Source organism: Paracoccus sp. J39, assembly GCF_000518925.1.
Classification (GTDB): Bacteria; Pseudomonadota; Alphaproteobacteria; order Rhodobacterales; family Rhodobacteraceae; genus Paracoccus.
The window spans coordinates 68432-87220 of the sequence record NZ_JAEN01000001.1 but is presented as its reverse complement, the minus strand read 5'-3'; the positions used below and the strand labels follow the sequence as shown (position 1 = coordinate 87220).

Sequence of the window (18789 nt, the reverse complement as noted above, 5' to 3'; positions counted from 1 at the left end):
GAGTTTGCGCGCCCGCCCATCGCGATGCAAGTCCGGCGCATCCCCGCCCCCGGCCGCGATGCCCCCTGTTCTCCGCCGAAAAAATAGTTTAACGCTGAACCATCTTGAGAGGAGAGGGTCTGGCGATGGAAGAACGCAGACAGGACAACGCCCGGCAGGCGGCATTGGATTATCACGAATTCCCGCGCCCGGGTAAGCTTGAGGTGCGCGCGACCAAGCCCCTTGCCAATGGCCGCGACCTGAGCCGCGCCTATTCGCCCGGCGTGGCGGAAGCCTGCCTGGAGATCAAGGCCGACCCCTCCACCGCCGCCCGCTATACCGCACGCGGCAATCTGGTCGCCGTGGTCTCGAACGGCACCGCGGTGCTGGGGCTGGGCAATATCGGCGCGCTGGCCTCGAAGCCGGTGATGGAGGGCAAGGCGGTCCTGTTCAAGAAATTCGCCAATATCGACTGTTTCGATATCGAGCTGAACCAGCCCGACCCCGAGAAACTGGCCGAGATCGTCTGCGCGATGGAGCCGACCTTCGGCGCCATCAACCTGGAAGACATCAAGGCCCCGGACTGCTTCATCGTCGAGAAGCTGTGTCGCGAGCGCATGAACATCCCGGTCTTTCACGACGACCAGCACGGCACCGCCATCGTCGTCGGCGCGGCGGCGACCAACGCGCTGCACATCGCCCACAAGCGGTTCGAGGACATCAAGGTCGTCTCGACCGGCGGCGGGGCGGCCGGCATCGCCTGCCTCAACATGCTGCTGAAGCTGGGCGTGAAGCGCGAGAACGTCTGGCTTTGCGACATCGCCGGCCTGGTCCATGAGGGCCGGACCGAGGAGATGACCCCGCAAAAGGCGGAATACGCGCAGAAATCCCACCTGCGCACGCTGGAGCAGGTGATCGAGGGCGCGGACCTGTTCCTGGGCCTGTCCGGCCCCGGCGTGCTCAAGCCCCATATGGTGGCCAAGATGGCCAAGCGCCCGATCATCTTCGCGCTGGCCAACCCCACGCCCGAGATCCTGCCCGAGGATGCGCGCGCCGTGGCGCCCGACGCCATCATCGCCACCGGCCGCAGCGACTATCCGAACCAGGTCAACAACGTCCTGTGCTTCCCCTTCATCTTCCGCGGCGCGCTGGACGTGGGCGCGACCACGATCAACGACGAGATGCAGCTGGCCTGCATCGAAGGCATCGCCGCGCTGGCCCGCGCCACCACCAGCGCCGAGGCGGCGATGGCCTATCGCGGCGAAAAGCTGAGCTTCGGCGCCGACTACCTGATCCCCAAGCCCTTCGATCCGCGGCTGATCGGCGTGGTCTCCACCGCCGTGGCCAAGGCCGCGATGGAGACCGGCGTCGCCACCCGGCCCCTGGACGACATCGCCGCCTACAAGCGCAAGCTGGACGGTTCGGTCTTCCGCTCGGCGCTGATGATGCGCCCGGTCTTCGAGGCCGCCGCTACCGCCAACCGCCGCATCGTCTTTGCCGAGGGCGAGGACGAGCGGGTGCTGCGCGCCGCCAATGCCATGCTCGAGGAAACCACCGATGCGCCCATCCTGATCGGCCGGCCCGAGGTGATCGAGATGCGCGCCGAGCGCGCCGGCCTGCCGATCCGCCCCGGCCGCGATTTCGAGATCGTGAACCCCGAAAACGACCCGCGCTATCGCGACTATTGGGGCACCTATCACGAGCTGATGGCCCGCCAGGGCGTCACGCCCGACATCGCCCGCGCCATCATGCGCACCAATACCACCGCCATCGGCGCGGTCATGGTACACCGGGGCGAGGCCGACAGCCTGATCTGCGGCACCTTCGGCCAATACAGCTGGCACCTGAACTATGTCACCCAGGTGCTGGCCCGCGACGGTCTGCGCCCACATGGCGCGCTGTCGCTGATGATCCTGGAAGACGGGCCGCTGTTCATCGCCGACACGCAGGTCACCCATTCCCCCACCCCCGAGCAGGTGGCCGAGGCCGCCATCGGCGCCGCCCGCCATGTGCGCCGCTTCGGCGTAACGCCCAAGGTCGCGCTGTGCAGCCATTCGCAATTCGGCAACCTGGACACCGATTCCGGCCGCAAGATGCGCGCGGCGATGGAGATCCTGCATGCGCGCGGCGTCGATTTCATCTTCGACGGCGAAATGCACGTGGACTCGGCCCTGGACCCGGCGATCCGCGAGCGGCTGCTGCCGCATTCCCGGATCGAGGGCGCGGCCAACGTGCTGGTCTTCTCGGGCACCGACTCGGCCTCGGGGGTGCGCAACGCGCTGAAGCTCAAGGCCAACGGGCTCGAGGTCGGGCCCATCCTGATGGGCATGGGCAACCGCGCCCATATCGTCACCCCCTCGATCACCACCCGCGGCCTGCTGAACATGAGCGCGATCGCCGGCACCCCGGTCGATCACTATCGCTAGACGGCAGGGGAAGCTGCGTCAGGGCTCGCGGTGATTCTGCCGCGGCCCTGGGCGGCCGGCCTGATTTTGCAAAATGCCGCGGGGTTTTCAGCCCGACGCAAAGTCGCCGGCGATTTGCAAACTAATTCCCGCGAATGGCGCGGGATTCTGCAAAACTTTTTGTCGCACCCGCGGTTGTGGGCGTTAACATCCTTGCGCCCTGCCTTTCGGCGCGCATAACTCCGGCCCATTCATCCGGGGAGGAGTTGTTTCATGGGATATCGGGAGATCTATTCTGCCTGGCAGGCGGACCCTGAGGGTTTCTGGATGCGGGCGGCCGATGCCATCGACTGGGAGCGCAAGCCCTCGAAGGCGCTGTTCGACGACAAGGCCCCGATCTACGAATGGTTCTCGGACGGGATGGTGAATACCTGCTGGAACGCGGTGGACCGCCATGTGCTGGCCGGGCGCGGCGACCAGATCGCCATCCAGCATGAAAGCCCGATCACTCTTTCGACCAAGGGCATCACCTACAAGCAGCTGCAGGACCGCGTCGCCTCGCTGGCCGGGGCGCTGCGCATGCGCGGCGTCGAAAAGGGCGACCGGGTCATCATCTACATGCCGATGATCCCCGAGGCGCTGGAGGCGATGCTGGCCTGCGCCCGGCTCGGCGCCATCCATTCCGTGGTCTTCGGCGGCTTCGCCGCGAACGAATTGGCGGTGCGCATCGACGACTGCCAGCCCAAGGCGATCATCGCCGCCTCCTGCGGGCTCGAACCGAACCGGGTGGTGCATTACAAGCCGCTCTTGGACGCCGCCATCGACATGGCCCAGCACAAGCCCGAATTCTGCGTGATCTTCCAGCGCGAGCAAGAGGTGGCCAAGCTGGTCGAGGGCCGCGATTTCAACTGGCACGGCTTCCAATACGGCGTGAAGCCCGCCGAATGCGTGCCGGTCGAGGGCAACCACCCGGCCTATATCCTCTATACCTCGGGCACCACCGGCCAGCCCAAGGGCGTGGTGCGCCACACCGCCGGCCATCTGGTGGCGCTGCAATGGTCGATGACGAATATCTACAACATCGCGGCCGGCGACCGCTTCTGGGCTGCCTCGGACGTGGGCTGGGTCGTCGGCCACAGCTATATCTGCTACGGGCCGCTGATCGCCGGCGCGACCACCGTGGTCTTCGAGGGCAAGCCCGTGGGCACGCCGCATCCGGGCGTGTTCTGGCGCATCATCCAGAACCACCGCATCAAGAGCTTCTTCACCGCGCCCACCGCCCTGCGCGCCATCCGTCGCGAGGATCCGCAGGGCGAGTGGATCCGCCGCTACAAGCTGCACGACCTGCAAGCCCTGTTCCTGGCCGGCGAGCGCGCCGACCCCGACACGGTGAAATGGGCGCAGGAGCACCTGGGCGTGCCGGTGGTGGACCATTGGTGGCAGACCGAGACCGGCTGGGCCATCGCCGCCAATCCTATCGGCATCGAGACCCTGCCGACCAAGCTGGGCAGCCCTTCGGTGCCGATGCCCGGCTATGACGTGCAGGTGCTGGACGAGGCCGGCCATCCGGTGCCCGCAGGGACCTTGGGCGCCATCGCGGTCAAGCTGCCGCTGCCGCCCGGCACGCTGCCGGGGCTGTGGAATGCCGAAACCCGCTTCCGCAAATCCTATCTCGAGCATTTCCCCGGCTATTACGAGACGGGCGACGCCGGCTATATCGACGATGACGGCTATCTCTACATCATGGCGCGCACCGACGACGTGATCAACGTCGCCGGACACCGGCTGTCGACCGGCGCCATGGAAGAGGTGCTGGCCAGCCATCCCGCCGTCGCCGAATGCGCGGTGATCGGCGTGGCGGACAGCCTCAAGGGCCAGGCGCCGGTCGGGTTCCTGTGCCTGAAGGCCGGGATCGCGACGCCGCATGAGCAGGTGGCGCGCGAGGTGGTCAAGCTGGTGCGCGACAAGATCGGCCCGGTCGCGGCTTTCAAGTCGGCCTGCGTGGTGGACCGGCTGCCCAAGACCCGCTCGGGCAAGATCCTGCGCGCCACCATGGCCAAGATCGCCGACGGCGAACCGTTCAAGACCCCCGCCACCATCGACGACCCGGCGATCCTGGACGAGATCCGCGAGGCGCTGGCCGGGCTCGGCTATCCCGAGGCTGCCAAGGCGGGCTAGGCCGCGCCCGGCGGCCACGGCCGCATGATGGGTATTTGAGCAACAGAGAAAGACCACAGGCGGCGCCCCATCCGGCGCCGCTCTCCTTTTTTCTTTCTTGTCGCAGTATCCTCGGGGGTTGGCCATTGGTCCGCCATCGGTCCGAGGACCAATGGACAACGGGGCAGACAGCCCCCGGCCGCGACGGATCAGTCGATCCGGGCGCCGAGTTTTTGCATCAGCGGCAGGAAATCCGGGAAGGACGTGGCGATCGGGCCTCCGTCATCCACGCTGATCGGCTGCTCGGAAGCGAGGCCGGCGACCAGGAAAGACATGGCGATGCGGTGGTCGAGATGGCTGGCGCAGGTAGCGCCGCCTTTCAGCCCGCCCTTGCCGTGGACGGTCATAGTGTCGGGCGTATCCTCGACCTCGGCGCCATTGGCGCGCAGGCCGACCGCCATAGCGTCGATGCGGTCGCTTTCCTTGACGCGAAGCTCGTGGACACCCTGCATCACCGTCTTGCCCTCGGCAAAGCAGGCGATGACCGAGAGGATGGGGAACTCGTCGATCATGCTGGCGGCGCGTTCCACGGGCACGGTCACGCCTTTCAGCGGGCCGTGGCGGACGACCAGGTCGGCGACCGGCTCGCCCCCCTCCTCGCGTGGGTTCTCGAAGCGGATGTCGGCGCCCATTTCCAGCAGCGTGACATAGAGCCCGTCGCGGGTCGGGTTGCGGCTGACGCCCGGCACCCGGATCTCGGATCCCGGCACGATCAGCGCCGCCGCCACCGGGAAGGCGGCGCTGGAGGGATCGCGCGGCACCGCCACCGGCTGCGGCTTCAGCTCCGGCCGGCCCTTAAGGGTGATGACATGGCCCTCGTCGGTCGTCTCGGCGCGGATGCTGGCGCCGAAGCCGGCGAGCATACGCTCGGTATGGTCGCGGGTCGGTTCGGATTCGATCACCACCGTCTCGCCCGGCGCGTTCAGGCCCGCCAGCAGCACGGCCGACTTGATCTGCGCCGAGGCCACGGGGGTCTTGTAGCGCACCGGCACCGGGTCGGCCGCGCCCTTGATCGTCACCGGCAGCCGCTTGCCCTCACGCGCCGTGACCTCGCAGCCGAACAGTTCCAGCGGGTCGGTAACCCGGCCCATCGGGCGGCGCGACAGGCTGGCATCGCCGGTGAAGGTGGCGGTGATGGGCGTCGTGGCCATGGCGCCCATGATCAGCCGCACGCCGGTGCCGGAATTGCCGCAGTCGATCACGCCCTCGGGCTCGGCAAAGCCGCCGACGCCGACGCCGTTGACCTTCCATTCGCCCTCGCCCAGACGCTCGACCCGGGCGCCGAAGGCCCGCATGGCCGATGCCGTGTCCAGCACGTCCTGGCCTTCCAGCAGGCCGGTGATATGCGTCTCGCCCACCGACAGCGCGCCGAGGATCAGGGCGCGGTGGCTGATCGACTTGTCGCCCGGCACCTTGGCCTCGCCCGACAGGGGACCCGAGCGGCGGGCGGTCATCGGCAGCGGTTCGGCGGAATGTGACATGAAGGCCCCCTCGTGCTTGTCGCGCAAGGTGATAGCGGTCACGGGCGGGGGTTGCAATCGGTGGCGATCAACGCCGCTTCAGCCCCCGCGGCGGAAGGTGACGTAATGCGGCACCCGGCCCTCGCGCAGCGCCTTCTGCTCATAGCGGGTGCTGGGCCAGTCGTCCCAAGGCTCCGGGCCTTCGCCGATCAGCTGGAACCCGGCCTGCGGCACCTCCTCCAGCGTCTGGCGGACGTAATCGGGGATGTCGGTGGCGACGCGGAATTCGGCGCCCGGCTTCATGACGCGGGCGAGCGGGATCAGATGCTCGGGCGTCACGAAGCGGCGGCGGTGATGGCGCGCCTTGGGCCAGGGGTCGGGATAGTTCAGGAACGCCTTGCTGATCGAGGCGTCGGGCAGCACGTCCATCAGGTCGCGCGCATCGCCGGGATGCACACTGACATTCTGCACGCCGGCATTGCGGATCTTGCCCAAGAGCATGGCGACGCCGTTGATAAAGGGCTCGCAGCCGATGATGCCGATCTCGGGATAGCGTGCCGCCATGTGCACCATATGCTCGCCGCCGCCGAAGCCGACCTCCAGCCAGACCGGCCGGTCGTCGCCGAAGATCGCCGCCGGGTCGATGGGCTTCCTCTCGGGGTTCTCGGCGAAGGTGATGCCGCGCGGGCGCAGCTCGCCCAGATCCTCGGAAAGATAGCCCTTTTGCGACTGGCGCAGGGTCTTGCCGTGGCGGCGGCCGTAGAAATTGCGACGCGGAGGGTTCGGATCGAATTCACTCATGCCCGCGCCCATGCCTCGGGCGCGGGGCAAGGTCAAGTCATTCCGCAGCCAGGCGCGAGATCACCACCGTCACCTCGGGCTTCTTGCCGATCTCCTCCATCGAGACCTGCCGGGTGATCTTGCGGATCGCCTCCTCCAGCCGGTCGTCGTCCATCACCGTGCGGTCGTCGGCGCGTTCCAGGAACTCGGCCAGCTCGGCCTCGATATTGCGGGCCAGCGGCACGCCGGCCCGGCCCTTCTCGGGCAGGCCCGAGAGCTCCACCCAGGCGTCGGGCAACGGCGTATCGTCCTCGTCGATGATGACCGAGACCATGGCATGGCCGTTCAGCGCCATGCGGATGCGGTCGCGCACCACCCCGTCCATGGCGCCGATCAGCACCGTGCCGTCGAGATAAATCCGCCCGGTGTCGATCTGGTCCACCACCCGCGGCGCCTCGCCCGACAGGTCCAGCATGGTGCCGTTGGTCGCCACCACCGAATGAATGCCGCGTGCCTCGGCCAGCTTGGCATGTTCGCGCAGATGCATGTGCTCGCCATGCATCGGGATGACGATCTGCGGCTTCAGCAGGTCGTGCACCGCCTCGATATCCGGACGGTTGGCATGGCCCGAGACGTGATAGAGCCCGTCATCGGCGTCATGCAGGTCCACGCCCATTTCCGAGAGCGCATTCATGATGCGGATCACCCCGCGCTCATTGCCGGGGATGGTGCGCGAGCTGAACAGGAAGCTGTCCCCGTCCTTCAGCTGGATGCCCAGATAGCGGCCGCGCGAGAGCTGGGCGCTGGCGGCGCGGCGCTCGCCCTGGCTGCCGGTGACGATCAGCATCACCTTGTCGCGCGGCAGCTCCGAGGCTTCCTCGGGGCTGATGACCGGGGGGAAACTGGTCAGGATGCCGGTCTCGACCGCGACGGTCACCATGCGGCGCATGGCCCGGCCCAGAAGGCAGATCTTGCGGCCGGCGGCGATGCCGGCCTCGGCCAGGGTCTTGAGCCGGGCGATGTTGCTGGCGAAGGTCGTCGCCACCACCAGCTGCCGCTGCGCCATGACGAAATCCAGCAGCGGATTTGCCAGCACCGCTTCGGACCGGCCGGGATGGGGCGAGAAGACATTGGTGGAATCGCAGGTCAGGACCTTGATCCCCTGCCCCTCGTTGGCAATGTCGTGCCACAGGATCGGGTCGAAGGCCTCGCCCACCACCGGGGTGCCGTCCAGCTTGAAGTCGCCGGTATGCACGATCCGCCCCGCCGGCGTGTCGATGATCAGCGCCGAGCTTTCCGGGATCGAATGGCTGATCGGGACGAATTGCACCCGGAACGGGCCCACCGTCACCGCATCGGGACGCGGCGCGTGGATATGCAGCTGATCGACCGGCTGGCCGGCCTCCTCCAGCTTCAGCCGCGCCAGCGCGCCGGTGAAGCGGCGGCAATGCACCGGCTTTTGCAGCTTGGGCCAGAGCAGGCCAAGCGCGCCGACGTGATCCTCGTGCCCATGGGTGATGAAGATGGCGTCGATGCGGTCGCGATTGGCTTCCAGCCAGGCGACATCGGCCATGATCAGGTCGATGCCGGGCGAAGAATCCATGTCGCCGAAGGTCACGCCCAGATCGACGACGATCAGCCGTTCACGCCCCGGCTGGCCATAGCCATAGACATAGGCGTTCATGCCGATTTCGCCCGCGCCGCCCAGCGGCAGATAGATCAGGCGCTCAGCCATTGCCCATCTCCTTGTTGTAATCGTGGATCAGGCGCAGGCCGTGCATGGTCAGATCGTCCTCGATCGCGTCAAACAAATCAAACCCCTGGTCGAACAGCGGCGCCAGCCCGCCCGTAGCGATAACCTTCATCGGCCGGCCGCGTTCCTCGCGGATCTTGTCCACCACGCCCTGCACCAGGCCGATATAGCCCCAGAAGATGCCCGACTGGATGCAGGACACCGTATTGGTGCCGATCACCTTGGCCGGCATGGTCACATCGACATGCGGCAGGCTGGCCGCGCCCATATGCAGCGCCTCCAGCGACAGGTTCACCCCCGGGGCGATGACGCCGCCGACATAGGCGCCGTCGGTATCGACCACGTCGAAGGTGGTCGCGGTGCCGAAATCGACCACGATCAGGTCAGGCCCGTGCCGCTGGAACGCCCCCCAGGTGTTCACCAGCCGGTCGGGACCGACCACGGTGCCGAAATCCACCCGCGGCGCCACCGGCAGCAGGCAGTCGGGCTTGCCGACCACCAGCGGGCGGGTGTCGAAATAGCGGTTGCAGAGCACGCGCAGGTTGAACACCACCCGCGGCGCGGTCGAGCTGATGATGCAGGCATCGATGCTCAGCTCCAGCTTCTGCAGCGAGATCAGCGTGGACAGCCAGACGAAATATTCGTCCGCCGTGCGGCGATGGTCGGTCGAGATGCGCCAGAGGCCCACGAATTTCTCGCCGTCCCAGACCGAAAAGACCGTGTTGGTGTTGCCGGTGTCGATGCAAAGCAGCATGGGCTAAGCTCCGAAATAGACGTCGGCGGCGGGAATGACCTGCCGCCCCGCCGGGCCGCGCAGGATCAGCGCGCCGCTGTCGTCGATCCCCTCGAAGATGCCGTGGCTCTCGGTCGCGCCGGTGCGGGCGGTGATCGGCTCGCCCAGCCGGGCGGCGCGGGCCAGCCAGGCGTTGCGGATCGGCGCAAAGCCATAGATGTCCAGCTGCGCCTGCCAGCGCGCGAAGGCCGGCGCCAGCAGGTCCAGGAAATCCTCGGGATCGACGACATGGCCGGTCTCGCCCAGGACCGAGACCGGGGGCGTCGCGCCCGGCTCGACCGCCGCCGCATCCGGCGCGGCGGCCAGGTTGACGCCGATGCCGACCGCGACGGCCTGCACGCCCGGACCCGAGCCCGCGCTTTCCAGCAGGATGCCCGCCACCTTGCCGCCGTTCAGCAGCACGTCGTTCGGCCATTTGATCGCCAGCCGGACCGAGGGGCCGCAGGCATCGCCAAGCGCGTCGTAAAGCGCCAGCGCCGCCACGAAGGACAGCTGCGCGGCGGCCAGCGCCCCGCCCTGCGGCCGGACGACCAGCGTCCCGGCGAAATTCCCGGCCGGCATCACCCAGTCCCGACCGCGACGGCCGCGGCCCGCGAATTGCTCGCGGGCCATTACCCAGGCCGGCCCCGAAAGGCCGGGCGCCAGCCGCAACGCCTCGGCATTGGTGCTGTCGGCGCGGGCCAGCACATGGCGGGCCACGCCTTCGGGCCAGGCGTCACTCACCTTGCGCGGGCTCGGCTTGCGCGGATTCGGCCGGCTGTTCGGCCGCGGCGACCGGGCCGACCAGAGTCTCGGCGGCGCGGCCGGCGGCGGCATCCACGCCGAACATGCTGATCGCACCCACCAGCATGGCCAGCGCCGGCAGCATCAGCGCCAGATATTGCACCGCACCCATGCGCGAGGTCATGCCTTCGGTCTCGGCGCCGAAATACATGTAATAGACGATGCGCAGGTAATAGAAGGCGCCGATGACCGAGGCGATCACGCCCAGCACCGCCAGCCAGCCCATGCCGGCATCGACCGCCGCCGTCAGCACGCCGAACTTGGCGAAGAAGCCCAGCGTCGGCGGCACGCCGGCAAGGCTGAACATCAGCACCAGCATGGCCAGCGCCTTGACCGGATCGGTCCAGGCGAACCGGTTCAGCGCGGTCAGATCGGTGACCGGCACGCCGTCGCGCTCCATCGACAGGATGAAGGCGAAGGTGCCGATGTTCATCACCGCATAGATGGTCATGTAAAGCAGCATGGTCTGCACGCCGATGGCGGTGCCGGCGGCAAGGCCGACCAGCGCGAAGCCCATATGCGCGATCGAGGAATAGGCCATCAGCCGCTTGATGTTGGTCTGGCCGATCCCGGCGATCGAGCCCAGGAACATCGACATCACCGCCAGCGCCGCGACGATCTGGCTCCAGTCGCCGATGACATGGCCGAAGGCGTCGAAGACCAGCCGCGCGATCAGCGCCATGGCCGCGACCTTGGGCGCGGTGGCGAAGAAGGCGGTCACCGGCGTCGGCGAGCCCTCATAGACGTCCGGGGTCCACATGTGGAAGGGCACGGCCGAGACCTTGAACGACAGGCCCACCAGCATGAACACCAGCCCGAACAGCACGCCCAGCGACAGGTGGCCGCCCTGGATGGTCGAGATGATGCCCTCGAATCCGGTGGTCCCGGCAAAGCCGTAGACCAGCGAGGCGCCATAGAGCAGCAGGCCCGAGGAAAGCGAACCGAGGACGAAATATTTCAGCCCCGCCTCGGAAGAGCGCACCGAATCGCGGCGCATGGCGGCGACGACGTAAAGCGCCAGCGATTGCAGTTCCAGCCCCATGTAGAGGGTCAAGAGGTCGCCGGCCGAGACCATGAACATCATGCCCAGCACCGCCAGCGCGACGATGATCGGGAACTCGAAGCGCAGCATGTTGCGGCGCTGCATGTAATCGGCGCTCATCGCCAGCACCCCGGCGGCGGCGACCAGCGTCACCACCTTGGCAAAGCGTGAAAAGCCGTCGTCGATGAACATGCCGTGGAAGGCGGTGCCGTCGACATGGTTGCCCAGGCCCACCATGGCCGCGACGATCAGGAAGGCCGCGACCGTGACCCAGAGCAGCGTGCGCGCCAGCCTGTCCTTGCCGAGATAGGCCCCTGCCATCAGCGCGGCGAGGGCGTAACCGGCCAGCACCACCTCGGGCAGAATGGTCGAGAAATCGAGCGAGGTCATATCCGTCCCCTAGTGGCTGGCTTGGGCCGTGGCGACGGGCGCCGCCGGCTGGCTCTGGTTGTAGTCTTGGACGAGTGCTGCGACCGCCGGGCCGGTCACGTCGGTGACGAGCCGCGGATAGACGCCCAGGATCAGCGTCATGGCGATCAGCGGAACGAATACCCAGCGCTCGCGCGGCGTCATGTCGGTGATCGACTTCAGGCTTTCCTTGATCAGCTGGCCCAGCGTCACCCGGCGATAGAGCCAGAGCGCATAGGCCGCCGACAGGATCACCCCCGAGGTCGCGACCAGCGCCACCCAGGTATCGACGCGGAAGACCCCCATCAGCGTCAGGAACTCGCCCACGAAGCCCGAGGTGCCCGGCAGGCCCACATTCGCCATGGTGAAGAACATAAAGACCGCCGCATAGGCCGGCATCCGGTTCACCAGCCCGCCATAGGCGTCGATCTCGCGCGTGTGCATGCGGTCGTAGATCACGCCGACGCACAGGAACAGCGCGCCCGAGATGAAGCCGTGCGACAGCATCTGGAAGATCGCGCCGTCGACGCCGATCTGGTTCGCGGCGAAGACGCCCATGGTCACGTAGCCCATATGGGCGACCGAGGAATAGGCGATGACCTTCTTCATGTCCGACTGCGCCAGCGCCACCAGCGAGGTGTAGACGATGGCGATGGCCGACAGCCAGAAGACATAGGGCTGGGCCACGCCGCTGGCGACCGGGAACATCGGCAGGCTGAAGCGCAGGAAGCCGTAGCCGCCCATCTTCAGCAGCACCGCCGCCAGCAGGACCGAGCCGGCGGTCGGCGCCTGGACGTGCGCGTCGGGCAGCCAGGTATGGACCGGCCACATCGGCATCTTCACGGCGAAGCTGGCGAAGAAGGCCAGGAACAGCAGCATCTGCATGCCGCCGACCACCGTCATGCCCAGCAGGCGGAAGTTGTCCGACGGGAAGTCGAAGGTCAGCAGCGTCGGGATGTCGGTGGTGCCCGCCATGCGATACATGGCGATCATCGCCACCAGCATCAGCACCGAGCCGAGGAAGGTGTAGAGGAAGAACTTGAAGGACGCATAGATGCGGTCCTTGCCGCCCCAGATGCCGATGATCAGGAACATCGGGATCAGCCCCGCCTCGAAGAACAGGTAGAACAGCACCAGGTCGAGCGCGGTGAAGACGCCGATCATCAGCCCTTCCAGCACCAGGAAGGCGATCATGTATTCCTTGACCTTGTCCTCGACCGCCCAGGTCGAAAGGATGGTCAGCGGCATCATGAAGGTGGTCAGCAGCACGAACAGCACCGAGATGCCGTCCACGCCCATCTTGTAGCGCAGCCCCATGATCCAGGCGTGATCCTCGACGAACTGGAAGCCCGTGTTCGCCGGGTCGAAGCGGAACAGCACGAAAAGCGAGATCACGAAGGTCGCGCTGGTGGTCAGCAGCGCCAGCCACTTGGCGTTGCGGGCCGCCGCCTCGTCCTGGCCGCGCAGGAACAGCGCCATGATGATCGCGGCGACGATCGGCAGGAAGGTGATGATGGAAAGAAGGTTCGTCATGTCAGTGCGCGCCCCGCATCATCACCCAGATCAGCAAGCCCACGATGCCCAGAACCATCGCGAAGGCGTAGTGGAACAGATAGCCCGATTGCACCCGGACCGCCGCGCGGGTCAGCCGCGGGATCAACCCCATGGCCACCCCGTTGATGGTGCCGTCGATGACGGCGCCGTCCCCGCCCTTCCACAGCGCACGGCCAAGCCATTTCGCCGGGCGGACGAAGATGAAGTCGTAGATCTCGTCGAAATACCATTTGTTGAGCAGGAACTGATACAGCGCCGGCTGCTGCGCCGCCAGCCGCCGCGGCAGCGACGGATTGGCGATGTAGAAGGTCCAGGCGGTGATCAGCCCCAGCACCATGGCGATGAAGGGCGAGACCTTGACCCAGGCCGGCGCATGATGCGCCTCGTCCATGATATGGTTGTCGGGATGCATGTAGATCGCACCGCCGACCGGGGCCGCGACCTCGGCATGGGCGGCCTCGTCAGTCGGCTCGCCCTCGGCGGTATCGGCGGCGACATGCTCCACCGGAGCCTCGGCGGTCGCGTGCTCCGCTTCCCCGCCCTCGGCCGCTTCGTGATGCGCGCCGGCGATGTGGAAATATTCCGTCACCTTGTGATGGTCGCCGAAGAAGGGACCATACCAGACCATGCCGGCAAAGACCGCACCGATGGCCAGCACGCCCAGCGGGATGGTCATCACCGGCGGGCTTTCATGCGCATGGTCATGGGCATGATGGTCGCCGCGCGGCTTGCCGTAGAAGGTCAGGAAGATCAGCCGCCAGCTGTAGAAGCTGGTGAAGCAGGCGGCGATCACCAGCAGCCAGAAGGCATAGCCGCTGCCGGCATAGGCGCTTTCGATGATCGCGTCCTTGGACAGGAAGCCGGCGAAGCCCAGATGGGTCAGCGGGATGCCGACGCCGGTGATGGCGAAGGTGCCGATCATCATCGCCCAGAAGGTCAGCGGGATCTTTTTCCGCAGCCCGCCATAGTTCCGCATGTCCTGCTCATGGTGCATGGCATGGATCACCGAGCCGGCGCCCAAAAACAGCATGGCCTTGAAGAAGGCATGGGTCAGCAGGTGGAACATGGCCGCCGAATAGACGCCGACGCCCGCCGCCACGAACATGTAGCCCAGCTGCGAGCAGGTCGAATAGGCGATGACGCGCTTGATGTCGTTCTGCACCAGGCCCACGGTCGCGGCGAAGAAGGCGGTGGTGGCGCCGATGATGACGATGAAGTTCTTGGCATCCGGCGCGAATTCGTAAAGCGGCGACATGCGGCAGACCAGGAACACGCCCGCCGTCACCATGGTCGCGGCGTGGATCAGCGCCGAGACCGGGGTCGGGCCTTCCATCGCGTCCGGCAGCCAGGTGTGCAGCAAGAGCTGCGCCGATTTGCCCATGGCGCCGACGAAGAGCAGGAAGCCCAGCAGGTTCGCGGCGTTCCAGTCGCGCCACAGGAAATGCATCTCGGTCTGCGCAAGCTGCGGCACCTGGCGGAAGATCTCGTCGAACTGGACCGAGCCGGTCAGCCAGTAAAGGCCGAAGATGCCCAGCAGGAAGCCGAAATCGCCGACCCGGTTGACGATGAACGCCTTGATCGCCGCGGCATTGGCGCTGGCCTTCTTGTAGTAGAATCCGATCAGCAGATAGGAGGCGACGCCCACGCCCTCCCAGCCGAAGAACATCTGCAACAGGTTGTCCGCCGTCACCAGCATCAGCATGGCGAAGGTGAAGAACGAGAGATAGGCGAAGAAGCGCGCCTTGTAATGCTCGTCATGCGTCCAGTTGTCGTCATGGGCCATGTAGCCCAGCGAATACATGTGCACGAGGGCCGAGACGGTGGTCACGACGATCAGCATGATCGCGGTCAGCCGGTCCAGCCGGATCGCCCATTCGGCATGGAAATCGCCGGTCACGACCCAGTCGAGCACCGGAATGTGCCGCGGCACGCCGTCGAAGGACAGGAACAGATACCAGCTGATCAGGCAGCTTAGGAACAGCACGCCCGTGGTCAGGTATTGCGCGGCCTTCTCGCCGATGGCGCGCCAGCCCAGCCCGGCGATCAGCGACGCGATGAGCGGCGCGAAGAGGACGAATTTTTCCATGCTCGCTTACCCCTTCATCACGTTGACGTCTTCCACCGCGATGGTGCCGCGGTTGCGGAAGAAGACCACCAGGATCGCCAGGCCGATGGCGGCCTCGGCGGCGGCGACGGTCAGCACGAACATGGTGAAGACCTGCCCGGCCAGATCGCCCAGATGCGTCGAGAAGGCGACGAAATTGATGTTCACCGCCAGGAGCATCAGCTCGATCGACATCAGGATGACGATGACGTTCTTTCGGTTCACGAAGATCCCGAAAATGCCGGTGACGAACAGTATCGCCCCCACAACAAGATAATGAGTCAATCCGATCATCGTCCTGGTCCCTCCGGGTCGTTCACCCGTTGAAATATCCGTTTGCTACTAGGACCGCCGTGGCGATCCCGATGGCTATCGCGGTCCAGCTTGCCGCGTTCAAAGCCCCTGTCCCGGCTTGACGTCCTTCAGCTCCATGGTCTTGGCCGGGTCGCGCCACATCTGTTCCAGCACGTTCTGGCGCTTGACGTCGCGGCGGTGGCGCATCGTCAGCACGATCGCCCCGATCATCGCGACCAGCAGCACCAGACCGGCCAGCTGGAACATCAGCACATAGCGGTCGTAAAGCACGAGGCCCAGGCCGAAGGTGTTCTCGACCGTCGCGTCCACCGGCGCGGCGCGCAGGCTCTCGGCGCTGTCCGAGGGCGTCCAGCCGGAAAAGGCGATGCCCAGCTGCGCCAGCAGCACCACACCGATCAGCAGCGCCAGCGGCAGGTAGCGCGCCAGCTCGCCCTTGAGCTCGGCGAAATCCACGTCCAGCATCATGACGACGAACAGGAACAGCACCGCCACGGCGCCGACATAGACCACGACCAGCAGCATGGCGACGAATTCCGCGCCCTGCAGCACGAACAGGCCCGCCGAGGCGAGGAAGGCCAGGATCAGCCACAGCACCGAATGCACCGGATTGCGGCCGATCACGACCATGAAGCCCGCGACGCAGGCGCTGATCGCGAACAGGTAGAAAGCGAAGGTCATCATTCGTCGTCCTCCTCGGCATAGACGCTCTGGGCGATTTCCAGCGCCTTCTGCATCGCAGGCAGCCCGCCGAACATGCTCATCTGAAAGATCGTCTCGGCGATCTCGCGTTTGGTGGCGCCGGCCGCCAGCGCCTGACGGATGGTCATGCGCAGCTGCGGCTCGGCCAGCGCGCCCTGAACGGTGATCGCGCCGATGGTGAGAAGCAGGCGCGTCTTGGCGTCCAGCCCCTCGCGGTTGAAGGTCTTGCCGAACCACATTTCCAGCATGTCGGCGGGGATCGTCGGCACCAGCTTTTCCATGGCGCGCATGTCGAAATGTTCCAGCGCCGGGTTGAAGACGCGCGCCATCTCCTGGCCGGATTGCAGCATCTGCTGGAACAGCTTCTGGAAGGCATCGGTCATGGACTTGTTCCCTCCGCTTCGAAAACCTCGATGGCGGCATTCAGCGCGTTGATCGCCGCCGGCATTCCGCCATAGAGATGCATCTGGAAGATCGCCTCGCAGATCTCTCGCGCGCTTGCGCCTGCGCGCAGGGCCGAGGCCACGTTCACCTTGAGCTGCGGCCGGGTCTGCCCGCCCATCGCCGCCAACGCGCCGACCGTGACCAGCAGACGGGTCTTCAGATCCAGCCCCTCGCGGGCATAGACCTCGCCCATCCCGTGACCCACGACCGTTTCGGCCACCGCATCGGGCAGCCAATGGCCATAGCGGTCGCGCAGGGCCGCCTCCATCCCAGGATTGAGATGCTCGGCCAGGGCGCGGCCGCGCTGATATGCGGCGACGGGAGTCATCTGTAGGGCGCATCCAGCTGCAGGTTGCGGGCGATCTCGGCCTCCCAGCGTTCGCCGTTCGCAAGCAGTTTCTGCTTGTCGTAGAACAGCTCCTCGCGGGTCTCGGTGGAATATTCGAAATTCGGCCCCTCGACGATGGCATCGACCGGGCAGGCCTCCTGGCAGAAGCCGCAATAGATGCATTTCGTCATGTCGATGTCGTAGCGCGTGGTGCGGCGCGAGCCGTCCTCGCGCGGTTCGGCGTCGATGGTGATGGCCTGGGCCGGGCAGACAGCCTCGCAGAGCTTGCAGGCGATGCAGCGTTCCTCGCCGTTCGGATAGCGGCGCAGCGCGTGCTCGCCCCGGAAGCGCGGCGAAAGCGGGCCCTTTTCGTGGGGATAGTTCAGCGTCGGCTTGGGCGAGACGAAATAGCGCATGCCCAGGCCGAAGCCCTTGATGAAGTCCCACATCAGGAAATACTTGGTCGCCCGCGCGAAATCGAAGGCCATCAGAAACGCTCCCCTTCCCGCGGCGCCGCGAAACGGTCGAACGCGGCGACATAGTCGCGGATGCGGGCGCTGTCCTGCGCCTGTTCCGCACTGTCCAGATTGTTGGCGAGGAAATGCGCCAGCTCTACCTTGTCGGTCTCACTGGCTTTGGCAAATGCCTCGGCTAGCTTGTTGGAATACATGGCTTATCCTCCGACTGCGAAACGGGCCCAGAAGCTGCCCAGCACTTCGTAGCGGGCCAGGATCGCCACCAGCACCACCCAGCCCAGCGACAGGGGCAGGAACACCTTCCAGCCGATGCGCATCAGCTGGTCGTAGCGGTAGCGCGGCACGATCGCCTTGACCATGGCGAACATGTAGAACCAGAACCACATCTTGATGACCATCCACCACCAGCCGTCCGCGATGAAGGGCACCGGCGACAGCCAACCGCCGAAGAACAGCAGCGACAGAAGCGCGCACATCAGATACATGGCGATGTATTCGCCCGCCATGAACAGCAGGTAGGGCGTGGACGAATATTCGGTCATGAAGCCCGCCACCAGTTCCGATTCGGCCTCGACCAGGTCGAAGGGCGGGCGGTTGCATTCGGCCAGCGCCGAGACGAAGAACAGCACCACCATCGGCAGATGCGGCAGCCAGAACCAGTTCAGCAGGCCGTAATCGCCGCGCTGCGCCTCGACGATGGCGGTCAGGTTCATCGAGCCGGCCGAGATGATGACGCCGATGATGATCAGCCCCAGCGAGACCTCGTAGGAGATCATCTGCGCCGCCGAGCGCAGCGAGGCAAGGAACGGGTATTTCGAGTTCGAGGCCCAGCCGCCCATGATGACGCCGTAAACCTCCAGCGAGGAGGCGGCGAAGATGAACAGGATGCCGACATTGATGTTCGCCATCACCCAGCCCTCGTCGAAGGGGATGACCACAAAGGCGAACAGCGCCAGCATCATCGACAGGAAGGGCGCCAGGAAATAGACGAACTTGTCCGCCCCGGCCGGGACGACGATTTCCTTGACGACGTATTTCAGCGCATCGGCGAAGGTCTGCAGCAGCCCCCAGGGGCCCACCACGTTCGGACCGCGGCGCATCTGCACCGCCGCCCAGATCTTGCGGTCGCCATAGACCATGAAGATCAGCGAGCCCATGACAAAGGCGATGACCGCCAGACCCTGCAAGAGCAGGCTGAGCGCGAAACCGTAGGGCGAGGCCCAGAATTCAGCCATGATCTTTCGTCCCT

At 66.1% G+C, this 18789-nt stretch carries 17 protein-coding genes; 2 read left to right on the top strand and 15 right to left on the bottom strand.

The genetic code is table 11. From position 1 onward, the window contains the following. The first annotated feature begins 125 nt into the window (after positions 1 to 125). Together L632_RS0100425 and L632_RS0100420 are read left to right on the top strand one after the other, a co-directional pair. Positions 126 to 2405, top strand: coding sequence for an NADP-dependent malic enzyme (locus L632_RS0100425; protein WP_028716146.1), 2280 nt, complete (start codon positions 126 to 128; stop codon positions 2403 to 2405). A gap of 252 nt (positions 2406 to 2657) precedes the next feature. Beyond that, a complete protein-coding gene (locus L632_RS0100420; protein ID WP_028711957.1) occupies positions 2658 to 4562 on the top strand; it encodes a propionyl-CoA synthetase in 1905 nt (634 codons plus the stop codon). Between the two features lie 188 nt (positions 4563 to 4750). On the opposite strand, the gene aroA is transcribed toward L632_RS0100420, so the two are convergent. The 15 genes from aroA to nuoH form a co-directional block, all read right to left on the bottom strand. Beyond that, positions 4751 to 6082 (bottom strand): 3-phosphoshikimate 1-carboxyvinyltransferase, encoded by a 1332-nt coding sequence (aroA, locus tag L632_RS0100415; RefSeq protein ID WP_028711956.1) that lies wholly within the window; start codon positions 6080 to 6082, stop codon positions 4751 to 4753. Between the two features lie 78 nt (positions 6083 to 6160). After that, positions 6161 to 6862 carry a tRNA (guanosine(46)-N7)-methyltransferase TrmB gene (gene trmB / locus L632_RS0100410; protein ID WP_028711955.1) on the bottom strand — a complete coding sequence of 234 codons (702 nt, stop codon included), beginning with the start codon at positions 6860 to 6862 and terminating at the stop codon, positions 6161 to 6163. Between the two features lie 37 nt (positions 6863 to 6899). Then, entirely contained in the window at positions 6900 to 8576 is a 1677-nt protein-coding gene (locus L632_RS0100405) for a ribonuclease J (RefSeq protein WP_028711954.1), read from the bottom strand. After that, positions 8569 to 9348 (bottom strand): type III pantothenate kinase, encoded by a 780-nt coding sequence (locus L632_RS0100400; protein WP_028711953.1) that lies wholly within the window; start codon positions 9346 to 9348, stop codon positions 8569 to 8571. The genes L632_RS0100405 and L632_RS0100400 overlap by 8 nt, the downstream gene beginning before the upstream one ends. 3 nt (positions 9349 to 9351) lie before the next feature. Further along, a complete protein-coding gene (locus L632_RS0100395; RefSeq protein WP_028716145.1) occupies positions 9352 to 10110 on the bottom strand; it encodes a biotin--[acetyl-CoA-carboxylase] ligase in 759 nt (252 codons plus the stop codon). After that, positions 10103 to 11602: an NADH-quinone oxidoreductase subunit NuoN gene (nuoN, locus tag L632_RS0100390; protein ID WP_028711951.1), complete on the bottom strand. Its 1500-nt coding sequence runs from the start codon at positions 11600 to 11602 to the stop codon at positions 10103 to 10105. The genes L632_RS0100395 and nuoN overlap by 8 nt, the downstream gene beginning before the upstream one ends. Before the next feature lie 9 nt (positions 11603 to 11611). Next, on the bottom strand, positions 11612 to 13153 hold the full coding sequence (locus L632_RS0100385; protein ID WP_028716144.1) for an NADH-quinone oxidoreductase subunit M: 1542 nt from the start codon (positions 13151 to 13153) through the stop codon (positions 11612 to 11614). 1 nt (position 13154) lies between these two features. Beyond that, on the bottom strand, positions 13155 to 15260 hold the full coding sequence (gene nuoL / locus L632_RS0100380) for an NADH-quinone oxidoreductase subunit L (protein ID WP_028711949.1): 2106 nt from the start codon (positions 15258 to 15260) through the stop codon (positions 13155 to 13157). Between the two features lie 6 nt (positions 15261 to 15266). Beyond that, complete coding sequence (gene nuoK / locus L632_RS0100375) at positions 15267 to 15572, bottom strand: NADH-quinone oxidoreductase subunit NuoK (protein WP_010392916.1); 306 nt, start codon at positions 15570 to 15572, stop codon at positions 15267 to 15269. A 99-nt stretch (positions 15573 to 15671) separates the two neighbouring features. Next, positions 15672 to 16274: an NADH-quinone oxidoreductase subunit J gene (locus tag L632_RS0100370; RefSeq protein WP_028711948.1), complete on the bottom strand. Its 603-nt coding sequence runs from the start codon at positions 16272 to 16274 to the stop codon at positions 15672 to 15674. Then, complete coding sequence (locus L632_RS0100365) at positions 16271 to 16675, bottom strand: carboxymuconolactone decarboxylase family protein (RefSeq protein ID WP_028711947.1); 405 nt, start codon at positions 16673 to 16675, stop codon at positions 16271 to 16273. The genes L632_RS0100370 and L632_RS0100365 overlap by 4 nt, the downstream gene beginning before the upstream one ends. Then, a complete protein-coding gene (locus tag L632_RS0100360; RefSeq protein WP_028711946.1) occupies positions 16672 to 17064 on the bottom strand; it encodes a carboxymuconolactone decarboxylase family protein in 393 nt (130 codons plus the stop codon). The genes L632_RS0100365 and L632_RS0100360 overlap by 4 nt, the downstream gene beginning before the upstream one ends. Continuing rightward, complete coding sequence (gene nuoI / locus L632_RS0100355) at positions 17061 to 17552, bottom strand: NADH-quinone oxidoreductase subunit NuoI (RefSeq protein ID WP_028711945.1); 492 nt, start codon at positions 17550 to 17552, stop codon at positions 17061 to 17063. Before nuoI ends, L632_RS0100360 begins: the two co-directional genes overlap by 4 nt. Then, positions 17552 to 17734, bottom strand: coding sequence for a hypothetical protein (locus tag L632_RS0100350; RefSeq protein WP_028711944.1), 183 nt, complete (start codon positions 17732 to 17734; stop codon positions 17552 to 17554). The genes nuoI and L632_RS0100350 overlap by 1 nt, the downstream gene beginning before the upstream one ends. Before the next feature lie 3 nt (positions 17735 to 17737). Next, positions 17738 to 18775: an NADH-quinone oxidoreductase subunit NuoH gene (nuoH, locus tag L632_RS0100345; RefSeq protein ID WP_028711943.1), complete on the bottom strand. Its 1038-nt coding sequence runs from the start codon at positions 18773 to 18775 to the stop codon at positions 17738 to 17740. Between the last annotated feature and the right edge of the window lie 14 nt (positions 18776 to 18789).

Coding starts and splice junctions, on each gene's coding strand:
- L632_RS0100425 (WP_028716146.1), top strand. CDS start 126: ATGGAAGAACGCAGACAGGACAACGCCCGGCAGGCGGCATTGGATTAT.
- L632_RS0100420 (WP_028711957.1), top strand. CDS start 2,658: ATGGGATATCGGGAGATCTATTCTGCCTGGCAGGCGGACCCTGAGGGT.
- aroA (WP_028711956.1), bottom strand. CDS start 6,082: ATGTCACATTCCGCCGAACCGCTGCCGATGACCGCCCGCCGCTCGGGT.
- trmB (WP_028711955.1), bottom strand. CDS start 6,862: ATGAGTGAATTCGATCCGAACCCTCCGCGTCGCAATTTCTACGGCCGC.
- L632_RS0100405 (WP_028711954.1), bottom strand. CDS start 8,576: ATGGCTGAGCGCCTGATCTATCTGCCGCTGGGCGGCGCGGGCGAAATC.
- L632_RS0100400 (WP_028711953.1), bottom strand. CDS start 9,348: ATGCTGCTTTGCATCGACACCGGCAACACCAACACGGTCTTTTCGGTC.
- nuoN (WP_028711951.1), bottom strand. CDS start 11,602: ATGACCTCGCTCGATTTCTCGACCATTCTGCCCGAGGTGGTGCTGGCC.
- L632_RS0100385 (WP_028716144.1), bottom strand. CDS start 13,153: ATGACGAACCTTCTTTCCATCATCACCTTCCTGCCGATCGTCGCCGCG.
- nuoL (WP_028711949.1), bottom strand. CDS start 15,260: ATGGAAAAATTCGTCCTCTTCGCGCCGCTCATCGCGTCGCTGATCGCC.
- nuoK (WP_010392916.1), bottom strand. CDS start 15,572: ATGATCGGATTGACTCATTATCTTGTTGTGGGGGCGATACTGTTCGTC.
- L632_RS0100370 (WP_028711948.1), bottom strand. CDS start 16,274: ATGATGACCTTCGCTTTCTACCTGTTCGCGATCAGCGCCTGCGTCGCG.
- L632_RS0100365 (WP_028711947.1), bottom strand. CDS start 16,675: ATGACCGATGCCTTCCAGAAGCTGTTCCAGCAGATGCTGCAATCCGGC.
- L632_RS0100360 (WP_028711946.1), bottom strand. CDS start 17,064: ATGACTCCCGTCGCCGCATATCAGCGCGGCCGCGCCCTGGCCGAGCAT.
- nuoI (WP_028711945.1), bottom strand. CDS start 17,552: ATGGCCTTCGATTTCGCGCGGGCGACCAAGTATTTCCTGATGTGGGAC.
- L632_RS0100350 (WP_028711944.1), bottom strand. CDS start 17,734: ATGTATTCCAACAAGCTAGCCGAGGCATTTGCCAAAGCCAGTGAGACC.
- nuoH (WP_028711943.1), bottom strand. CDS start 18,775: ATGGCTGAATTCTGGGCCTCGCCCTACGGTTTCGCGCTCAGCCTGCTC.